At 54.0% G+C, this 19,867-nt stretch carries 13 protein-coding genes; 2 read left to right on the forward strand and 11 right to left on the reverse strand.

Features of this window, described 5'->3' with window-relative positions:
• Positions 1–22 precede the first annotated feature (22 nt).
• From gltB to Q4606_RS15645, 9 genes are all read right to left on the reverse strand, one after another.
• Entirely contained in the window at positions 23–4,471 is a 4,449-nt protein-coding gene (gltB, locus tag Q4606_RS15605; protein ID WP_303608097.1) for a glutamate synthase large subunit, read from the reverse strand.
• A 223-nt stretch (positions 4,472–4,694) separates the two neighbouring features.
• Positions 4,695–6,119: an AAA family ATPase gene (locus Q4606_RS15610; protein ID WP_303608098.1), complete on the reverse strand. Its 1,425-nt coding sequence runs from the start codon at positions 6,117–6,119 to the stop codon at positions 4,695–4,697.
• Between the two features lie 35 nt (positions 6,120–6,154).
• Entirely contained in the window at positions 6,155–7,252 is a 1,098-nt protein-coding gene (gene aroB, locus Q4606_RS15615; protein ID WP_303608099.1) for a 3-dehydroquinate synthase, read from the reverse strand.
• Complete coding sequence (gene aroK, locus Q4606_RS15620; RefSeq protein ID WP_303597503.1) at positions 7,245–7,811, reverse strand: shikimate kinase AroK; 567 nt, start codon at positions 7,809–7,811, stop codon at positions 7,245–7,247. The genes aroB and aroK overlap by 8 nt, the downstream gene beginning before the upstream one ends.
• Positions 7,812–7,945: 134 nt before the next feature.
• Positions 7,946–9,985, reverse strand: coding sequence for a type IV pilus secretin PilQ (gene pilQ / locus Q4606_RS15625; RefSeq protein ID WP_303597502.1), 2,040 nt, complete (start codon positions 9,983–9,985; stop codon positions 7,946–7,948).
• A gap of 65 nt (positions 9,986–10,050) precedes the next feature.
• Entirely contained in the window at positions 10,051–10,599 is a 549-nt protein-coding gene (locus Q4606_RS15630) for a pilus assembly protein PilP (RefSeq protein ID WP_303597501.1), read from the reverse strand.
• 2 nt (positions 10,600–10,601) lie between these two features.
• Positions 10,602–11,213, reverse strand: coding sequence for a type 4a pilus biogenesis protein PilO (locus Q4606_RS15635; protein WP_303597500.1), 612 nt, complete (start codon positions 11,211–11,213; stop codon positions 10,602–10,604).
• Positions 11,213–11,776 (reverse strand): PilN domain-containing protein, encoded by a 564-nt coding sequence (locus Q4606_RS15640; protein ID WP_303597499.1) that lies wholly within the window; start codon positions 11,774–11,776, stop codon positions 11,213–11,215. Before Q4606_RS15640 ends, Q4606_RS15635 begins: the two co-directional genes overlap by 1 nt.
• Complete coding sequence (locus Q4606_RS15645; protein ID WP_303597498.1) at positions 11,776–12,840, reverse strand: pilus assembly protein PilM; 1,065 nt, start codon at positions 12,838–12,840, stop codon at positions 11,776–11,778. The genes Q4606_RS15640 and Q4606_RS15645 overlap by 1 nt, the downstream gene beginning before the upstream one ends.
• A gap of 202 nt (positions 12,841–13,042) precedes the next feature.
• Here Q4606_RS15645 and Q4606_RS15650 point away from each other — a divergent pair, with 202 nt between their 5' ends.
• Positions 13,043–15,559 carry a penicillin-binding protein 1A gene (locus Q4606_RS15650; RefSeq protein ID WP_303608100.1) on the forward strand — a complete coding sequence of 839 codons (2,517 nt, stop codon included), beginning with the start codon at positions 13,043–13,045 and terminating at the stop codon, positions 15,557–15,559.
• 90 nt (positions 15,560–15,649) lie between these two features.
• Here Q4606_RS15650 and Q4606_RS15655 read toward each other — a convergent pair whose 3' ends face one another.
• Positions 15,650–16,915 carry a malic enzyme-like NAD(P)-binding protein gene (locus Q4606_RS15655; RefSeq protein WP_303608101.1) on the reverse strand — a complete coding sequence of 422 codons (1,266 nt, stop codon included), beginning with the start codon at positions 16,913–16,915 and terminating at the stop codon, positions 15,650–15,652.
• A gap of 231 nt (positions 16,916–17,146) precedes the next feature.
• Positions 17,147–17,368, reverse strand: coding sequence for a 50S ribosomal protein L31 (gene rpmE / locus Q4606_RS15660; RefSeq protein WP_096784074.1), 222 nt, complete (start codon positions 17,366–17,368; stop codon positions 17,147–17,149).
• A 264-nt stretch (positions 17,369–17,632) separates the two neighbouring features.
• Between rpmE and Q4606_RS15665 the strand changes: the two genes are divergently transcribed.
• Positions 17,633–19,807 (forward strand): primosomal protein N', encoded by a 2,175-nt coding sequence (locus tag Q4606_RS15665; RefSeq protein WP_303608102.1) that lies wholly within the window; start codon positions 17,633–17,635, stop codon positions 19,805–19,807.
• Positions 19,808–19,867 lie beyond the last annotated feature (60 nt).

Consider the following 19,867-nt stretch of genomic DNA (forward strand, 5'->3'; position numbering starts at 1 on the left):
AAACAGATTCAACACCCTGAACTTATTCAGGGCGCGCACGAGTACTTGCCAACAGACTGCGCAAATTCGCAGCTTTGGGTTTCACCAGCCAGAAACGGCCGATGTAATCGTCGAAATCTTCAAGAATATGCTCTGCCCAGGCACTACCGGTTTCCGAGATATGCTCTCTAATCACGCTGCGAAGATGGTTGCGATAGGCCTCCATTTCTTCGCGGGCAATGCGCTGAATCTCCACCAATTCGTGATTGTATTTATCTACAAAGGTGTTGTCCGTGTCCAGCACGTAGGCAAAACCTCCGGTCATACCTGCACCAAAGTTGGCACCCGTAGCGCCCAGTACGGTTACCAGACCTCCTGTCATGTATTCGCAACAGTGATCGCCCGCACCTTCAATGACTGAATGTGCTCCAGAGTTACGCACCGCAAAACGCTCTCCCGCAGTACCTGCCGCAAACAGCTTGCCTCCCGTGGCTCCATAAAGGCAGGTATTTCCGACAATGGCAGTTTCCTGCGTATTAAACGCACTACTACGGGGTGGCCTGACGACGAGCTTGCCGCCGGTCATGCCTTTGCCGACATAATCATTGGCATCGCCTTCGAGGATCAGGTTCAACCCGCCCACGTTCCAGACACCAAAGCTCTGACCGGCTGTACCCACGAGATCCAGCGTGATCGGTGCGTCAACCATACCCTGGTTGCCATGCTTTGCAGCAATCTCACCAGAAAGGCGGGCACCAATTGAACGATCACAGTTGGTCACGCGATAGCTCCAGGCGCCTCCGGTTTTTCCTTCAATCGCCGATGCAGTTGCCCTGACCATTTCTTCTGCCAACTGGCCCTGGTCAAACGGCACGTTGCGCTCAACCTGGCAGGTTTGAGGCTTGTCTGCCGGGATATGATCGTTGGATAACAGCCGTGTCAGGTCCAGTTTTTTCTGGCGCTCAGTATCGCCTGGCAGGCGAACGAGAAGATCAACACGCCCGACAAGCTCTTCCAGACTGCGAACCCCCAGCTTCGCCATCCACTCTCGCGTCTCTTCCGCCACAAACCGGAAGAAGTTCATGGCCATTTCCACCGTGCCTTTGAAGTGCTCATCACGAAGGTGTTCATTCTGTGTGGCGACACCAGTTGCGCAGTTGTTCAGGTGGCAGATGCGAAGATACTTGCAGCCCAAAGCCACCATGGGCGTAGTGCCGAAACCAAAACTCTCGGCTCCCAAAATGGCTGCCTTCACTACATCCAGCCCGGTTTTAATGCCGCCATCTGTTTGCAGACGGATTTTTCCACGCAAATCATTGGCACGTAGGGCCTGCTGGGTCTCGGTCAAACCAAGCTCCCAGGGCGATCCCGCATAGCGAATGGAGGCAAGCGGGCTTGCAGCCGTGCCACCGTCGTAACCGGAGACGGTAATCAGATCGGCGTAAGCCTTTGCCACACCTGCGGCAATCGTGCCCACACCTGGCTCGGAAACCAGTTTTACCGAAACCAACGCTTCCGGGTTGACCTGCTTAAGATCAAAGATCAACTGCGCCAGATCCTCAATGGAGTAAATATCATGATGCGGAGGCGGTGAAATAAGAGTGACGCCTGGCACTGAATAACGCAGGCGCGCGATCAGCTCATTTACCTTGCCTCCTGGCAACTGACCGCCCTCACCCGGCTTGGCACCCTGCGCAACCTTGATTTGCATAACGTCAGCGCTACGCAGATATTCCGCGGTCACACCAAAGCGGCCAGAAGCGACCTGTTTGATTTTTGATCGCTTCTCTGTGCCATAGCGGGCCGGGTCTTCGCCACCCTCACCCGAGTTCGAGCGGCCGCCAAGTGTATTCATAGCTACCGCCAGTGCCTCGTGAGCCTCCGGTGACAAGGCTCCCAGTGACATAGCCGCGGAATCAAACCTGGTAAAAATTTGCTCGACCGGTTCAACCTCAGATATTCCTACAGCCTCGATACCCTCACGAAAACCCAGAAGGTCCCTGAGGGTTGCAACCGGGCGTTCGTTGACCAATGCCGCGTATTCTTTGTAATGGCCGTAATCACCTGTGGTGACTGCCTCTTGCAGCTTTCCCACCACATCGGGATTAAATGCATGGTACTCCTGGCCATGGACATACTTTAGCAAGCCACCTGGAGATATCGGCTTGCGAGGTTTCCAGGCGGTGGAGGCCAACTGCGCCTGATCCTGCTGAAACTCGAAGAATCCTGCACCCTGGATACGGCTAGGCACGCCTTTGAAGCAAAGATCGACCACTTCATCAGCAAGCCCGATAGCCTCAAAAAGCTGAGCCCCACGATAGGAAGTAATCGTCGAGATACCCATCTTGGACAGGATCTTCAGCAGGCCCTTGTTAATGCCCTTGCGGTAGTTGTTTTTAGCTTCAATAGGATCCATCAGCAATTCGCCGGTGCGAATCAGATCGTTCAGCAGCTGATAGGCCAGGTACGGATAGACAGCCGTTGCGCCAAAGCCAAACAACACAGCAAAGTGATGCGGATCACGGGCCCAACCGGTTTCTACTATGATGTTTGAATCACAACGCAGCCCGGTTGCCACCAAATGGTGATGGACCGCTCCCGTTGCCATCAAAGAACTGACAGGCAGCTCGCCCTGCTTCAGATCCTTGTCTGAGAGAATCAACAGCGACTTGCCGTTACGAGCCGCTTGTTCAGCCTCATCACAGACGCGACGAATAGCCTGCTCAAGGCCCAATTCCGGAGAGTACCCCAGGGAAATCCGTTCGACTGCAAAGCCCGGGCGCTCGTTATTGGATATCTGAAGAAACTTGGCCGGTGACAGAATCGGTGTAGTCAGGATAATCCGGTCCGCATGCTCTGCAGTTTCTTCAAAAACGTTACGCTCTGCACCCAGACAAGTCTCCAGGGACATCACGATCGCTTCCCGCAGAGGATCAATCGGTGGATTGGTCACCTGAGCAAACTTTTGCCGGAAGAAATCTGCAACATGTCGTATCTTGCTGGACAATACCGCCATGGGGGTGTCGTCACCCATGGAACCGACGGCCTCCTGAGCATTTTCCGCAAGTGGGCGCAAAACCTGGTCGCGCTCCTCATACGACACCATGAACATTTTCTGGTGAATTAACAGCTCATCCGCATCCATCAGGCGGAATTCCGGCGTGTCCTGATTCAGCGTTGTTTCCACACGCAGGGCATTCTCGCGCAACCAGCGCTTGTAAGGCTTCGCAGTCTTGAGTCGCTGGTCGATATCTCCAGTGTGTAGCACTTCGCCGGATTCGGTATCAATAGCGAGCATCTGCCCAGGACCTACACGGCCTTTGGACACTACGTCCTCTGGCTTGTAGCCATATGTACCAATCTCAGACGCCAGGGTGATGAAATCATCCTTAGTAACCACCCAGCGGGCCGGCCTCAAGCCATTTCGATCCAGCATGCAGACCGCATAACGGCCATCCGACATAACTAGCCCGGCCGGTCCGTCCCAGGGCTCCATGTGCATGGAGTTGTATTCGTAGAAGGCCCGGAGCTCCGAGTCCATGGTGTCGACATTCTGCCAGGCTGGCGGAATCATCATTCGAGTAGCGCGGAACAGATCCACTCCACCGGCCAACAAAATCTCCAGCATATTGTCCATGCTCGATGAATCTGAGCCCGCCAGATTAACCAGTGGTTGCATGGTTTGAAGATCGGGCAGATCCGGAGAGCTGAATTTGGCTGCCCGGGCAATAGCCCAGTTTCTGTTGCCGTCAATGGTGTTGATTTCGCCATTGTGCGCGAGATAGCGGAAAGGCTGAGCCAAAGGCCAGCGAGGCATAGTGTTGGTGGAGAAGCGCTGATGGAATACACAGATAGCCGTGGCGAAATCGGGGTCGCCCAGATCTTTATAAAAGTTCGCCAGATCCGCCGGCATCATCAGGCCTTTGTAGGCGAGCGTGCGGTGGGAGAGGCTGCAGATATAAAACTCGGAATCATCCTCCATATCCCGCTCGGCATGGCGGCGACCGACAAACAGGCTGATGGCGAATTCTTTTTCCGATTTGGTTGCAGGCGTTACGAACACCTGCTCGATCCGAGGCATACAATCCAGTGCCATTGGGCCAAGACAACTATCGTCAACTGGCACTTCACGCCAGCCCATGACTTCGAGCCCCTGCTCAACCAACCGTTTTTCAAGGGTGACACGCCCGTTGGCCGCTTTATCCGAGTCCGGGCTAAGAAAAACCTGGCCGACCGCAAACAACTTACCTGGCTCTTTGCCAAACGCCGTTTTCGCCGCTTTTTTCAGAAACGCAACTGGACTCTGGATCAGTAGACCGCAACCATCCCCGGTTTTTCCATCTGCCGCGATACCACCCCGGTGAGTCATGCACGTGAGCGACTCGATAGCAGTCTGTAGCAGCTTATGGCTGGCATCGCCTTTCATGTGAGCGATCAGTCCAAAGCCGCAGTTGTCTTTAAACTCGTCGGGATGATACAAACCTGACTTCATAAGCGCTCTCTCGCATGTAAATGCTTTTTAATCAGCGACTTATGCACCAAAACAGTGCAAAAAGCAGCCAACATCAAAAAAAATGGGCTGATCATTTTACACACGTACAAACACGTACTCAAACAGATTTGATATTATTTCCAACGACGGATTCCCGAAAATCCGAACGTTTAAACATACAAGACAAAGGGTTACAAGAAACGGTCTCGCGTTTTCAGGCCTGTCACAAACCGTCGGTTGAGCGTACCCAGGGCAAACCAGCGGCCAGTGACTCAGGAAGCAGAGACACTGCCTCCCGAGCCTCTTCCTTGGACGCGTAGTTTCCATAGAACACCATGAACCATGGCTCTTCGTTGCGTTCCCCCAACGTATAAACCATCTCATCAAGGGCCGGGTAACGGGAAATGACATTCAGCGCAGTCTGCTCAAGGTTCCCTGCGACCAACTGAATGGTCCAGCCCTTGCCGCGGCTGCGCAGCTGACCAATATCGACGTACCTGTCGGCACTTTTGGGAATAAAGTCAGGCTCAGGCTCAGGCTCAGGCTCAGGCTCAGGCTCAGGCTCAGGCTCAGGCTCAGGCTCAGGCTCAGGCTCAGGCTCAGAAACAGGATCCGGCAAGGCTGCAGGCTCCGTCAATGGCGGAAACAGCTCATCGGCTCCCTCATCTTCCAGCGACTCGTCGGAGATATTGGGACCAATCGTAATGCTCTTGCGAACCCGTTCAGGCTCAGGAGAGGTTTCCTGCTCAAGAGCCACTGTTTCGTCGTACTGTTGGGATACGAACCACCAGGAGCCACCCAACATCAGAAGCACAAGGGCAGGCAGACGGAGCTGCCTGAAATCGAAACCCGGAGGGCGCTTCTGCTTCGAGGCACCGGAAACAATATCCATCCAGATACCGGGCGTTACTCTTTTCAGACGAGAAAAGCTACCTTGGCTAAGGTCGTGTATTCTCGCCAACCGGGCCGGGCTCAGAAGCTCGTTGACCTTGCCGCCCGCTTTATGGACACGCGGCTCAAGGTAGGAGAACACTTCCTCTCTGGTGAGCGGGCGCAAATGAATCTGGTGAATGGAGACTGAAGAGTCCTCAAGACCCAGAAGCGTCACAAGCCGATCTTCTCCAGCAAACACCGGAACCGCTGCCTTGGCACGATCAGCCGCCAGAAAACCGTCAAGGATCAGCCTGAGAAGATCTGGCGGCGCACGGTCTGCGTCATCGATGAGCAGCACCATGCGCTGCCCCTTTCCAACCATACCCTCCGACCACCGAAAAAAACGGTAAACGGCCTCTCGCGGGTTATCATCCGCACCCGAACCGGAGCGGCCAACTTGCTTGAGGTCTCTTGCCAGCGAATTTGAGCTTGTCATAGCCGCAGCGGACAAACGATGAAAGCCCAGGCGAGAGGATTCACTGCGAACCAATTCAGCCAGCAACCTGCTCTTACCCGAGCCAGGTGCGCCCGTGAGCAACAGCGCCATATCACCAAACCCGCAAAGATGACGAAGCGCCTCCAGAGCATGGTGGCGCATGCCATCCGGAAAAAACGGGGTCTCCATTTCCAGGGGATTGGCTCTCAAACCGTATCGCTGTTGCAACCGGGGGAACAGCCCACCACCATCAAGACTACTGAAGCTTTCGTCGGTCACAAAAAACCCCTGATGTTCAATGTTTCAACCTCTGCTCAGCGTTCATGCCGGCAGAAGGACTTCAGCGTTGCAGCGAGATTTTCCGGAGATGGATCAGACGTCACCACGGCGTCCCCAACAGAGCGTAGCAATACCAATCTCAAGCGCCCATCGACATTTTTCTTGTCAACCGCCATCAGGTTCATGAAGTCAGCAGCTGTCATATCCGCCGGAGGCAAATCAGGCAGGCAGGCTCTGTTAACCAGCCGCAGGATGCGGTCATAATCAGCCTGAGTGATAGAGCCTTCACGCGCAGACAGGTCCGCCGCCATAATCATGCCCGTCCCCACTGCCTCTCCATGCAACCAGTTACCATAGCCAGCATAGGTCTCTATAGCATGACCAAAGGTATGACCAAGGTTCAGTGTGGCTCTGAGCCCGTTTTCGCGCTCATCCTGAGCGACGACATCCGCTTTGCATGCGCATGACCGAAAGATGGCCTCCGCAAGGGCCTTGCGGTCGAGAGTTACTAGCTTATCAATCACAAGTTCAAGCCAGCCGAGAAAGTCCTTATCCCTTATCAGGCCATACTTTATAATCTCTGCGAGCCCTGCAGACACCTCTCTCGGCGGCAGGGTTTGAAGGGTATCCGTATCAATCAGTACAGCTTCGGGCTGATGGAAAGCACCGACCATATTTTTTCCAAGCGGGTGGTTGATGCCTGTTTTCCCACCCACCGAGGAGTCAACCTGAGACAAAAGAGTCGTCGGTATTTGAATGAAAGGTACGCCGCGCTGATAGCATGCTGCAGCAAAACCCGTCATATCGCCGACAACTCCGCCGCCCAAGGCCACAAGCGTAGTTTTACGCGTGTGCCGCTTTTCCAGCAAGGCATCAAAAATCAGGTTCAGCGTTTGCCAGTCTTTATGCTTTTCACCATCAGGCAGCACAACGGTATCCACACTCTTGCCGGGGAAACAGGCTCTGGCCTGCTCAAGATACAAAGGGCCGACAACATCGTTAGTTACGATCATTACCTGAGAGCCGCCAACGTAACCGGAAAGATCATACGCACCCAACATGCCTTCGCCGATCATGATGGGGTAACTGCGATCTCCCAGGCTGACATTAAGTTCGTGAAGCAGGTTATACATGGTTACGACCCTCCTTTCGCACCTGTCTTTGTTGTCGCGGCGTTTTGGGATTAATACGATTAACGAGTTGGCGGACCACCAATCGGGGGCTCTTACGATCCGTGTGCATAACGATGTCAGCAAGCTCGGTGTATAACGGATCCCTGATCGCAAACAACCTGCGCAGTACGGCCTCGGGGTCATCGTTCTGCAGCAGCGGCCGATTGCGGTCCTTACGAGTGCGCTCTACCTGTTGCTCTATCGAGGTTCTCAAATAGACCACCACCGCATCTTTTTTCAGCACCGAATGGTTGTCGACACGCATGACTGCACCACCGCCAGTTGCGAGAACCGTACCTGGCTCTGCAGCCAACTCCTCCAGCATGGCTGTTTCTCGCTGCCTGAAGCCTTCCTCACCCTCAACATCGAATATCCAAGGAATATTCGCCCCGCAACGCTCCTCAATGATTCGATCAGAGTCAAGGAATCGATACCCCAGCTCCCGGGCGAGCATCCGGCCAATCGTACTCTTACCAGCACCCATGGGGCCAACCAGGACTACACGTTTGGGCAAAGACATAACTTCCGCTCAATAGAGTTCAGGCGGGTGAGAATATCACAGGGCTGAAGATTGCATAAGCGTCAGTACCGAGAGATATACAGACACAAAAAAGCCGCCGGTTTGGCGCGGCGGCTTTTCCTATCTAGCCCAGATTACTGGATCAAGTCGTTCTTGATGATCTTGGGGGTAATAAAGATCAATAGCTCACTGCGCTCATTGATTTTCTCTGTGCGCTTGAACAAGCGTCCAAGATAAGGGATATCGCCCAACACTGGGGTCTTGACCACAGTAGTCGCAACCTCAGACTGGAAAATACCGCCCAGCACAACCGTTTCACCGTTCCCTACGAGCACTTGAGTCGTTACCTCGTTGGTATTAATCGACGGGATACCTTCTGTAACCTCACCACGGGAATCCTGATTGACTACCAGATCCATAATGATTTTGTCATCGGGCGTAATCTGAGGAGTTACCTCAAGCGACAACACAGCTTCCTTGAACGACACAGAGGTCGCACCGCTTGAAGAAGCTTCCTGATAGGGAATTTCTTCACCTGACTTGATCGAGGCAGTCTGGCGATCAGCGGTAACCACACGGGGCTGCGAAACAACTTCGGCCTGACCATCACTCTCATAGGCAGAAAGCTCCATATCGATCAGGAAGTCGGTACCAATATAGCCAAAGGCCACGGAGCCGGCTGGTGACCGAGTGGTGCCAAGGTCTACGTTCAGGTCAGAAGGAAAGCCGAGAGCTCCACCCAAGCCACTCTGAGAACCACCAATTACAAGATTGTTGGACCCGCCATTCGCATCGCCCTGGCCAGCAGCACCCCAGCGCACACCAAGCTCTTCGGCAACATTGTTCTGAGCGCGCACTATGCGGGCCTCAATCGAAACCTGACGCACGGGAACGTCCCAGGTGGAAACAAGGCGACGAATTTCTTCCAGCTTTTCAGATGTCTCACGAACGCTGATGGTATTGGTCCGAACATCAGAAGATACGAAACCGCGATCCGATATCAACTCTGCGTCCGCCTGGATCAATGCAACAATGTCCGCTGCTTTGGCGTAATTGACCTGAACGATATCGAGGCGAACGGGTGCAAGCTCAGCAATCTGCTTGGTCGTTTCGAGTTCAAGCTTCTCACGGGCGGCAATTTCATCGGCCGGTGCAACAAGAAGCACGTTACCAATCTGACGTTTATCCAGACCCTTGGTTTTCAGAATCAGATCCAGAGCCTGATCCCAGGGCACATTCTGCAGGCGCAAAGTTATGCTTCCGCCGACCGTGTCACTTGCTACAAGATTCAAGCCAGTGAAGTCAGCAATCAGCTGAAGAACGGAGCGAACTTCTATATCCTGGAAGTTCAGAGACAGTTTTTCGCCGGTGTATGGGAACTTTTCTTCCCGGCGAGATTCAGCCTCTTCTTCACTCAACTTTTCAACACTGACAGTGAATTGGCTACCAGACTGGTAGGCAATATAGTCGTAGTTGCCTTCGGGACGAATCTCGACCACCGCATTGCCATCTTCAACAAACGTATCGATGCGGCTGACCGGCGTTGCGAAGTCAGTTACGTCGAGACGGCGACGCAGGTCTGCGGGCACAGCGATTCCATCCATCGTCAGGCGAATTTTTCCGCCAAGCTCAGACAGGTCGATTTGGGTAGCAGAGCTGCCCAGCTCGACAATTACGCGACCTTCGCCATCCTTGCCGCGACGGAAATCTACACCAGCGAGCGTGTCCGGAGATACTGCGGGCTTCGCGGAAGCAGAGCTTCCCGAGGTGCTGGCTGCCACCGCACTGCCGCTGAACTCCCCGCCAATGGTCATCACCAAAGAATTGTTATTGCGAACCGTCTCGTATGGCGCCAGCTCAACCAAGTTGAATATCAGGCGGGTACGATCCTTGGTTTCCACTACAGTCATGCTTTGAGCGTTGCCCGATCCCAAAGGAATACTGCGACTGTTAAGGCCGCTGGTCGTATCGCGCAAATCAACCGCAATTCGTGCGGGGCGCTCAATAGTGTATCCCGACGGTTCAGGTGGCTGACCATCAAACTGAAGTGTCACTTCCAGGCGTTCCCCCGGTAGCGACGAAAACGACACGTCTTCCAGCGTGACCGCACTGGCCAGGCCGGAGAACAACCCAAAAGCAATCACGCTGACGTATAGATTGAGTTTTCTGAACATCGCTAGCCTCGACCCCGAACTTTTTTGTATATGCATTTTTCTTTCAATTTTCATCCAGCCGCTCCTTACCCTGCGTCTTCTTCCAGGGTCAGAGAGCGAGGACGCTCTACCCAACCACCCCGGCCATTAGGAACGATTTCGATTAGCTCGATCCGGGTTTCACTGACGCCAATTATTCGGCCGTAGTTCTGCCCCATGAAGTTCCCGGTACGAACGCGGTGAATACCACCCGCATTGTCCTGAATCAGTGCATAAAGACCGCCCGAAACACCCTGAAGCGTACCAACCATGCCCAAGTCCTTGAGATCGAAATTCTCAAGCACTTCGTTAGGTCGATCCAGATCTGGCTCAATGTCACTGACCGGTTTTTCATCAACCATAGTCAGCTGGACATCTATCGGCGGCTCGAATGGCGCGCGCCTATCCGCCGCAGAATAGCTGAACGCCTCGTAAGCGTTGAATTCCGGCAATGGCTCGACATGACCCCGAGGCTTGGCTCGTGTGTCTGCCATAAATTTGTCCAGATCGGAAAATCCGCTGCCCTGGGAACAGGCGGTCAGGAGTGATACCAGACAAACACCCAGCCAGGCTTTTCCCGCATGCTTTGCTGCCATGCTCATTCTCCAGCCCGGTAGCGGTAGGTACGGGCAACAACCTGCATATCAAGTCGCTCACCGTCTCCGCCAGTTGGTTTAATGGTTAAATCGTGCAGAGTGACAATCCGTGGGAGACTTGCAACACTGCTTACGAACGTAGCCAGTTCGTGATATGTACCTGAAACACGGATATTAATCGGCAATTCAGAATAGAAATCACGTTTCTGCTCAGCCTGGAGCTTGACCTCCTGGAGGGCCAGACCACTACCCAGAGCCGTATTGGTAATATCCTCCAAAAGCCCCGGCACTTCCGTTTCACTTGGAAGCTGTCGCACAAGCGCGCCGAAGGTTTCTTCCATCTCGACCATTTGCGCTTTAAAAACCTCCAGGTTAGCCACCTGATAGGCTTTCTCTTCGTACTTTTTGCGCAAATCCTGTTCCGTTTTCTCAACCCTGTCGAGCTGCACGTATTGATCCTTGATAAAGAACCAGTAACCGCCACCCATAATCAGGCCGAAAACAATCAGGACAACAATGGCTTTGATGGGAGCTGGCCAGATACCGGCATTATTTATATCAAGGTCATTGATATCAAATTCATTGAGGCTTTTCAGCGAGTCCGCGAGGCTCATTACTTATCCTCCCCTTCGGGCTCAGGTGTTTTTTGTTTGACAGTCATATTGAACTGGCTGTAACCAGCCCGCCGACTGTCTGCCGATGACACATTCGAGAGGTTCGGACTCGTGAACCAGTCGGACTCCTCAAACTGCCGCATAAGAGTCGAGACACGGCTGTTTGATTCTGCCATACCCACAATACTCACCCGATCACCTGCCCGTTTCAAATCGGTATAGAAGAGCCCATCCGGCAAAGTGCGCACCAGCTCATCAAAGGCCCGGACAATCACAGGTCGCTTACCCTGCAGATCCTGAATAACCTTCATACGGGCCAAAAGCTCATCACGTTTGCGCTTGAGGCTTTCTATTTCCCGGATTTGTTCATCCAGCTTTTTAGCAGCGGATTCGATATAAGCATTTCGGGATTGTTGATACGAAATGCTGTTGTCGAGGTGAGTATTCCAAAGGAACGTAAGGCCACCAGCAATAATAGCCGCACCCACAACCATCACAACAAACTGCTTTTGTTTCTCTGCCCGAAGCTCTTCGCGCCAGGGCCTGAGGTTAATTCTTGCCATCAGTCGAAGCTCCTCATCGCCAACCCACAGGCAATCATCAGCGAGGGCGCATCGTTGCTGAGAGCAGATGCGTTAACCCGCGAACCGACCGCCATCTCTGCAAAGGGGTTCGCGACCAACGTCGGCGTTCCTGTTTTCTCTTCCACCATTTCTGTCAGCCCCTGAATCGAAGCGGTACCACCGGCGAGTACTACGTAATCCACCGCGTTGTACTGGCTGGCTCCGAAAAAGAACTGAAGCGCACGTGCAACCTGCTGAACAACAGCCTCCCGAAATGGTGTAAGCACTTCGGACTCATAATCGTCCGGCAACCCACCCTGCTTCTTGGCAAGGCCTGCCTCTTCAACAGACAACCCATACCTGCGCTGAATCTCTTCGGTAAGCTGCTTGCCGCCGAAGATCTGCTCCCGGGTGTAAACGGTTTTACCTTCCGCGAGAACGCTCAGAGTGGTCATTGTCGCGCCAACATCAACGATGGCGACCACGAGGTCCTCACCCTGCGAGTCCAGCTGGGACTCGATCAGCGCGTAGGCACGCTCCAGAGCATAGGCTTCGACGTCGACAACTTTCGTATTCAGCGACGCAATTTCGAGGGCATCTTCACGGATGTCGACGTTCTCTTTACGGCATGCAGCCAAGAGCACGTCTACCTGGTCCGGGTTTGTTTCCGAGGGGCCCTGAACCTCAAAATCTATGGCAACTTCATCGAGCGGGTACGGAATGTACTGATCAGCTTCAAGAGCAATCTGATCTTCCATTTCAAACTCGTTGAGCCCCCCGTCCATCTGGATGACCTTGGTAATGACTGCAGAACCGGAGACTGCCACCGCAACCTGTTTAACACTGGTCCGGGACTTGGAAGCTACTCGCTTGAGAACTTCACCAACGGCTTCTACATCCGTAATATTTTTTTCGACGACGGCGTTGGCCGGCAACGGCTCAACGGCGTAGCTCTCGACCTTATAGCGGTCGCCCTGTTTCGACAGCTCAAGGAGCTTGACAGAGCTTGAGCTCACATCCACGCCCAGTACTGCACTGGATTTCTTTCCCAACAATCCGAACACGCGCTCACCCTATACCTGGTACCTGGCTAGATGCACCCGGTTACATGTGTTATGTGTTTTTTATTTAAGAGAATTTCTTCATTATTCCGTTTACAATGTTCGCTCTTATTCAGCTGAGAACAATTGCAACGGTGAAGCGACTCATCCTTCCTAAAGCAATTTCTCAAATGATAGACCTATATCCAACAGTTGTCAGAAAAAAATGTCTCATTTGTTGCGTACTTCTCGCCTTTTTGCATGGTTATTTCTCACCGGACTGAGTGTCGCCGTTATCGTCGGCTCAGGCTTCTACCTTTACCTCCGTCCGGGCCTTCCCCCTGTCGAGCAACTTCTGGACATAAAACTCCAGACGCCGCTGCGGGTGTATAGCAAAGACAACAGATTAATAGCAGAATTCGGAGAAAAGAGAAGGGCACCGATCACAATAGAACAGATCCCAACAATTCAGTTACAAGCCTTTATGGCGGCGGAAGACGCACGATTTTACGAGCACTTCGGGGTCGACATCAAAGGCCTGGCGCGGGCTGCAATCGAACTGGTCTCTACCGGCTCGATCCAATCCGGCGGTAGTACGATCACAATGCAGGTTGCAAAAAATTACTTTTTGTCACGTGATCGCACCTTTATCCGCAAGTTCAACGAGATACTCCTGGCAGTTCAGATAGAGCGTGAACTAGATAAAAACCGGATTCTCGAGCTGTACCTGAACAAAATTTACCTGGGCAATCGTGCCTATGGCATCGCCGCCGCTGCCCGCGTTTATTACAACAAGCCCGTCAACGAGCTTTCTCTTGCTCAAATGGCCATGCTTGCCGGCCTGCCCAAGGCGCCTTCAGCCTACAACCCCCTGGCCAACCCCCAGCGCGCAATGCAACGCAGAGACTGGATCCTGGGCCGAATGAAAGATCTCGGCTTTATCAGCCCAGATGCCTACGAGCTCGCCATCACGGCACCTCTAACAGCCACATACAATGCTACGGAGACCGAAGTAGATGCCGACTACGTCGCCGAGATGGCCCGTGCCGAGATGGTCAGGCGCTTCGGTGAGGAAGCATACACAGATGGCTACACCGTCACGCTGACGGTAGACAGCAAAGACCAGCAAACGGCTACGGACGCCCTCAGGAGCGGCCTTGAAGCCTATGATCGCCGACATGGGTTCCGGGGCGCCATCGGCCAACTCGATGCCGAGACCCTGGCGGGAGAGAACCTCTCCAACGCCATGCTGAACTATCCGAGAATTGAATCCCTGATGCCTGCAGTTGTAACGGCCGTTAGCGATGAGAAAAAGGAAGTACTTGCTCACGTCAGAAGGTTTGGCCCTGCGGTTATGCCGTTCGAATCAATGCAGTGGGCCATGCGCTACAAAACAGAAAACCTGACCGGCCCCAAGCCGGAAAAGCCTTCTGATGTTGTAAGCGTTGGCGATGTTGTCTACGTTCGCATAGACGAACTACCGCAAGCCCCAACAACGCCAGAGAATGGCGAGCAGGAAGAAGGGATTACTACATCCGGAATAGGCCAGCCCGTCAAGGTTTCGCTGATGCAGGTGCCGAAAGCAGAGGGAGCTCTTATATCCCTTGAGGCTAAAACGGGGGCGATTGAAGCTCTCGCCGGTGGGTACAGCTTCGGACAAAGTAAATACAATCGTGCCATGCAAGCGAGGCGGCAGCCGGGTTCCACCTTCAAGCCGTTCTTGTATCTAGCCGCCCTGGAAAGCGGTGTCACACCCGCAACCATCTACAACGACGCCCCGATCGTATTTGACGACTCGGAGCTCGAAACCGCCTGGCGCCCACAGAACTCGTCCGGACAATTCTATGGCCCAACCACACTGCGAGAAGCGCTCTACCGCTCCCGCAATCTGGTTTCTATCCGGCTACTGAGGGATATCGGCATCCCCCAGACGCTCGACTACCTCAATCAGTTGAAGGTTCCGGTGGAGAGCATGCCCAAAGACCTCTCCCTCTCTCTGGGTAGCGGCCAACTTTCCCCGATGGAACTGGCCCGCGGCCTGGCTGTTATAGCCAATGGCGGCTACGACGTGGAGCCTTTCCTTATTCAAAGCATTACGGATGTTAACGGCGAAACAGTTTACGAAGCCCCGGACGTCGTGCTTTGCGATCAGAACTGCGACACGGTTGAGACTGAACCAGCAAATATCGCCAACGAAGCCGAAAGATCCCCAGCGACCACAGCAGAAGTCACGCCGGAAACCCGCGTCATGCGACGACTGGCAGATGAACGCTCCGTTTATGTTCTGCACTCAATGCTTCGGGATGTTGTCAAGCGTGGAACCGGGCGACGCGCGCTAGCACTGGGGCGGGATGATATAGCCGGCAAAACCGGCACAACCAACGAACAGAGAGACACCTGGTTTGCAGGCTTCAATCACAACCTTGCCACTACCGTGTGGGTAGGCTTTGATCAGCCAGCCCCACTCGGGCGCAGAGAGTTTGGCGCAAGCACTGCCCTGCCCATCTGGGTCGACTACATGAAGGTAGCGCTGAGTGAGTCGCCCTCGGCTTTCATGCCCAGACCGAACGGTATCGTTAACATCCGCATAAACTCCGACACGGGTAAGCGGGCCAGACCCGGCGAAGAAGGCGTCTTCGAGATATTTAAAGAAGAAGATGCGCCCGCACCGCTGTCAGCGGATGACTCGGGCCCAGGGGGTACACGCGGAAACGGGGACGACCTTTCTCGACAGATTTTCTAGCCCGGCATCAGGGCGCAACACGAATATTTAACCACAAAAAAAACCGGCGGGATCACCGCCGGTTTTTTTGTAAACGCACAACGCCATCGGTCAGATGATGTCGTCCATACTCTTCAGCGGATAATGTGCAGGGTACCCCTTACCGGCAACCCCTGAGTCCACTGCCGCACGCGCCACGGCTGCCGGAACAACTTCCAGAAGGCGAACATCCATGGGCTTCGGAATGATGTATTCCTTGCCGAATTCGAAACTGTCAGCACCGTAGGCTTCACAAATCTCCTGCGGAACCGGCTCTTTCGCCAGCTTACGAATGGCATCTACCGCAGCCACTTTCATCTCTTCGTTAATGCAGCTTGCGCGAACGTCCAGAGCACCACGGAAGATGAACGGGAAACCAAGCACGTTGTTCACCTGGTTCGGGTAGTCAGAACGGCCAGTAGCCATAATAAGATCATCACGAACCGAATGAGCCAACGCTGGGTTAATTTCCGGATCCGGATTGGAGCAAGCAAAAACAACCGGGTTTGGCGCCATCTTCGCTAGCTGATCCCCGCTCAACAGGTCAGGTCCAGACAAACCGAGGAACACATCCGCGCCCTCCATCGCCTCATCCAGCGTACGCTTATCAGTTTCGTTGGCAAACATTGCCTTGTACTGATTGAGGTCATCACGACCAGAGTGGATCACACCCTTGCGGTCAAGCATGAAGATGTTCTCAGAGCGAATACCGCAGCTGATCAACAACTTCATACAAGCGATTGCAGCTGCACCGGCGCCCAGGCATACCACCTTCGCTTCTTCAATTTTCTTACCCTGAAGCTCAAGGGCATTGATCATGCCCGCTGCAGTAACAATTGCAGTACCGTGCTGATCATCATGGAAGATGGGCACGTTGCATTTCTCGATTAACGCTCGCTCAATCTCGAAACACTCCGGCGCCTTGATATCCTCAAGGTTGATACCACCGAAGGTGTCAGCGATACGCTCAACGGTTTCAATGAACGCCTGCGGGCTTTCAGAGTTGACCTCGATATCGAACACGTCAATTCCAGCAAAGCGCTTGAACAGTACGCCCTTGCCTTCCATTACCGGCTTGCTCGCCAGCGGGCCCAGGTTACCCAGACCAAGAATCGCCGTACCGTCAGAGATAACAGCCACAAGGTTGCCCTTGGCAGTGTACTTGTAGGCGTTCTCAGGGTCCTTCGCGATTTCACGAACCGGCTCAGCAACACCCGGGCTATATGCCAAGGCAAGGTCGCGGGCGGTCGCTGTCGGCTTGGAGATTTCTACACTAATCTTCCCAGGCCGCGGCTTGGCGTGATATTCAAGGGCTGCTTCTTTCAGATCTTGAGACATTGCCACTGTTCCGTTTGTCACGTTTAAAGGTAATAAACCTCCAGACGGCAGACGCCTGCCTGAAGGAGCGCGCCATTATGGCTCGCTCGCCCCAAAACGACAAGGGGCAAGTCGAGCAAAATCTGACCAGTCAATACGGCAAATTGCCTATAATCAAAAACAAGACAGGTAATTTTCACCAGACACAAAAAAAGCGCCTGCAGGCGCTTTTTTTGAAAATCAGCAGATGTATCAGTCTTTCTTACCCGCGATACGACCACCGAAACGCTTCTGGAAGCGGTCGATGCGGCCGCCAGTGTCCATAACTTTCTGCTTGCCAGTATAGAACGGGTGGCATTGTGAACAAACATCAAGCTGCAGATCATGACCGATCGTAGAGCGAGTCTTGATTACGTTACCGCAGGAACATGTTGCGGTAATCTCTTCGTACTTGGGGTGGATACCTTCTTTCATGGCGAACCTCTGTGGGTCATGCCGCTACCTGATCACGGGGCAATCATTACAGCCCTGGTGCCAGGCACCGCATGTTTGAATCAATGGAGAAGACGGGGCACAATCATGCCCTGCCGCAAACAGACCGCGAATCTTACTTGCAATTATGCTAGCAGGCAAGTCTTGCGCGCGCCCGGACCCTGCGCTTTTCCAACTGGCCGGCCGCGCCAAAGCGTTAGCAGGATAGGCAGATACCGTAACATCTAAACTACAAGGAAGCACTTGGTGCCATCCACCGTTCGCATAGCGCTGAATCGGCCGCTCAGAAGGCTCTTTGACTATCTGGCACCCGAAGGGCTTGCCCTGAAGCCCGGCCAACGCGTAAGGGTTCCTTTCGGATACCAACAGGCGGTCGGCCTGGTCGTGGAAACGGATATCGAGCCTCCGGCAGGTATCACCCTCAAGCCCGTCCAAAGTGCAGTGGAGAATTGGCCTGCCCTGCCAGACGAAACCTTTCAGCTCCTGAGCTGGGCCAGCGACTACTATCAGCACCCGCTGGGAGAATGCCTGTTCACGGCTCTACCAGCCGCATTGCGCCGGGGCCGTTCCGCTACCGAGAAAAGCGAAGACTGGTGGCAGGCTTTCGGCAGTAGCGCTGTGCTTCCTGCAAACGCCCATAAACAGAAAACCCTGATGGACTGGATCGCCCAGCACAAGCAAGGCGTAAAGAGCAGCGACATAATCAAAGCCGGGTTCACCCGTCCACAGCTGAAGGCATTAAGAGACAAAGAACTGGTCCGGGCGATAACACCAGCGAAAGAGAGTACACAAAGCCACAGATGTGACGAAACCATCGGCGGCCCTGAACTCTCCGCAGCGCAAACCGAAGCGGCCTCAAAACTTCCACTACCAACGAGCGGATTCAGCGCCTCCCTTCTGTATGGCATCACCGGGAGCGGTAAAACAGAAATCTACCTGCATTACCTCAAGCAGAACCTCTCGGCCAGAGATCAGGCATTAGTACTGGTTCCAGAGATAAACCTTACACCCCAAACTGTTGCCCGCTTCCAGCGTTATTTCGGCGAACGTATTCTAGTGTGGCATTCGGCCCTTAATGACAGCGAGCGCCTGCACGCCTGGCTAAAAATTCGCAATGGCGAGCCCGTCATTCTCATTGGCACGCGCTCGGCAGTACTTCTTCCGTTTACGGCACTGAAAACGCTTATCGTAGACGAGGAGCACGACAGCTCATACAAACAGGGCGAGGGTTTCCGGTACTCCGGCAGGGATGTAGCGGTCTATAGGGCACACCTGAACCGGTGCCCGGTTATTCTGGGCTCAGCCACACCGTCCCTTGAGTCCTACCACAACGCCCTGGCCGGCAAGTATCAGCTCATACGGCTTGAAGAACGTGCAGGAGAAGCGAAGCCTCCAGCAGTCAGCCTGCTGGATATTCGGAGCCGGCCACTTGAAGGCGGTCTTTCACGGCCGGCACTGCAGGCGATTCAGCAGACTCTTGACGATGGCAATCAGGCACTGGTGTTCGTAAACCGTCGAGGTTTTGCTCCGGTCATGATGTGTTTTGACTGCGGCCATATGGTTGAGTGCCCCCGGTGCGATACGCGCCTTACCTACCATCGCCGCGATCGTGCTATGCGGTGCCATCACTGTGATTACCAGGCCCCGGCAACCGAAACCTGCCCTAAATGTAAAAGTGAAGCATTCAAGCCGGTTGGTCAGGGAACAGAACAGACTGAAGACATACTTGCCGCCAGCTTTCCGGATACGCCAGTGGTTCGTGTTGATCGCGACAGCACGCAACGCAAAGGTAGCATTCAGAGTATTCTGAAACAGGTCAACAGCGGAAAACCCTGCATCCTCGTCGGAACCCAGATGCTCGCCAAAGGCCATGATTTCCCCAACGTGACGCTGGTTATCGTAATCAATGCCGACGGAGGGCTTTTCAGCGTTGACTTCAGGGCTCCGGAGCAACTGGTCCAGACGCTACTGCAGGTAAGCGGGCGCGCCGGGCGCGGAGCTAAATCCGGCAAGGTGGTTGTACAAACCTGCCATAGCGACCACCCCCTCCTGAAATCGCTCTGCCATGGTCGCTACCTGGACATGGCAGACCAACTTCTGGAAGAACGCGAAAGCGGCCAGCTTCCGCCTTTTCGCGCCATGGCCATCTTCCGTGCCGAAGCGGACACCATGGAACAAAGCCTGCAAGTATTGGACAGGATAAAACCGCTCGCAAACGCGCCTGGTGTTGAGACCTGGGGCCCCCTGCCCGCGTTGATAGCACGTCGCGCCGACAGGCACAGAGCGCAACTGATCGTGAACACCGACAACCGACGGCGCCTCAACAAACTCTTGACTGGCATTTGTCAGACGCTCGAGCAGGAAAAATTTCCGAAGAGTACCAAATGGATGATTGATGTAGACCCTCAGGAAACAGGCTAAACATCACCAGGCTTTTGCTTGCAGGAGGACTTTCCGCGATAATGCCGGTCTTCTGTTTTC

The sequence above is a fragment of the Marinobacter sp. 1_MG-2023 genome (assembly GCF_030549045.1).
Taxonomy (GTDB): Bacteria; Pseudomonadota; Gammaproteobacteria; order Pseudomonadales; family Oleiphilaceae; genus Marinobacter.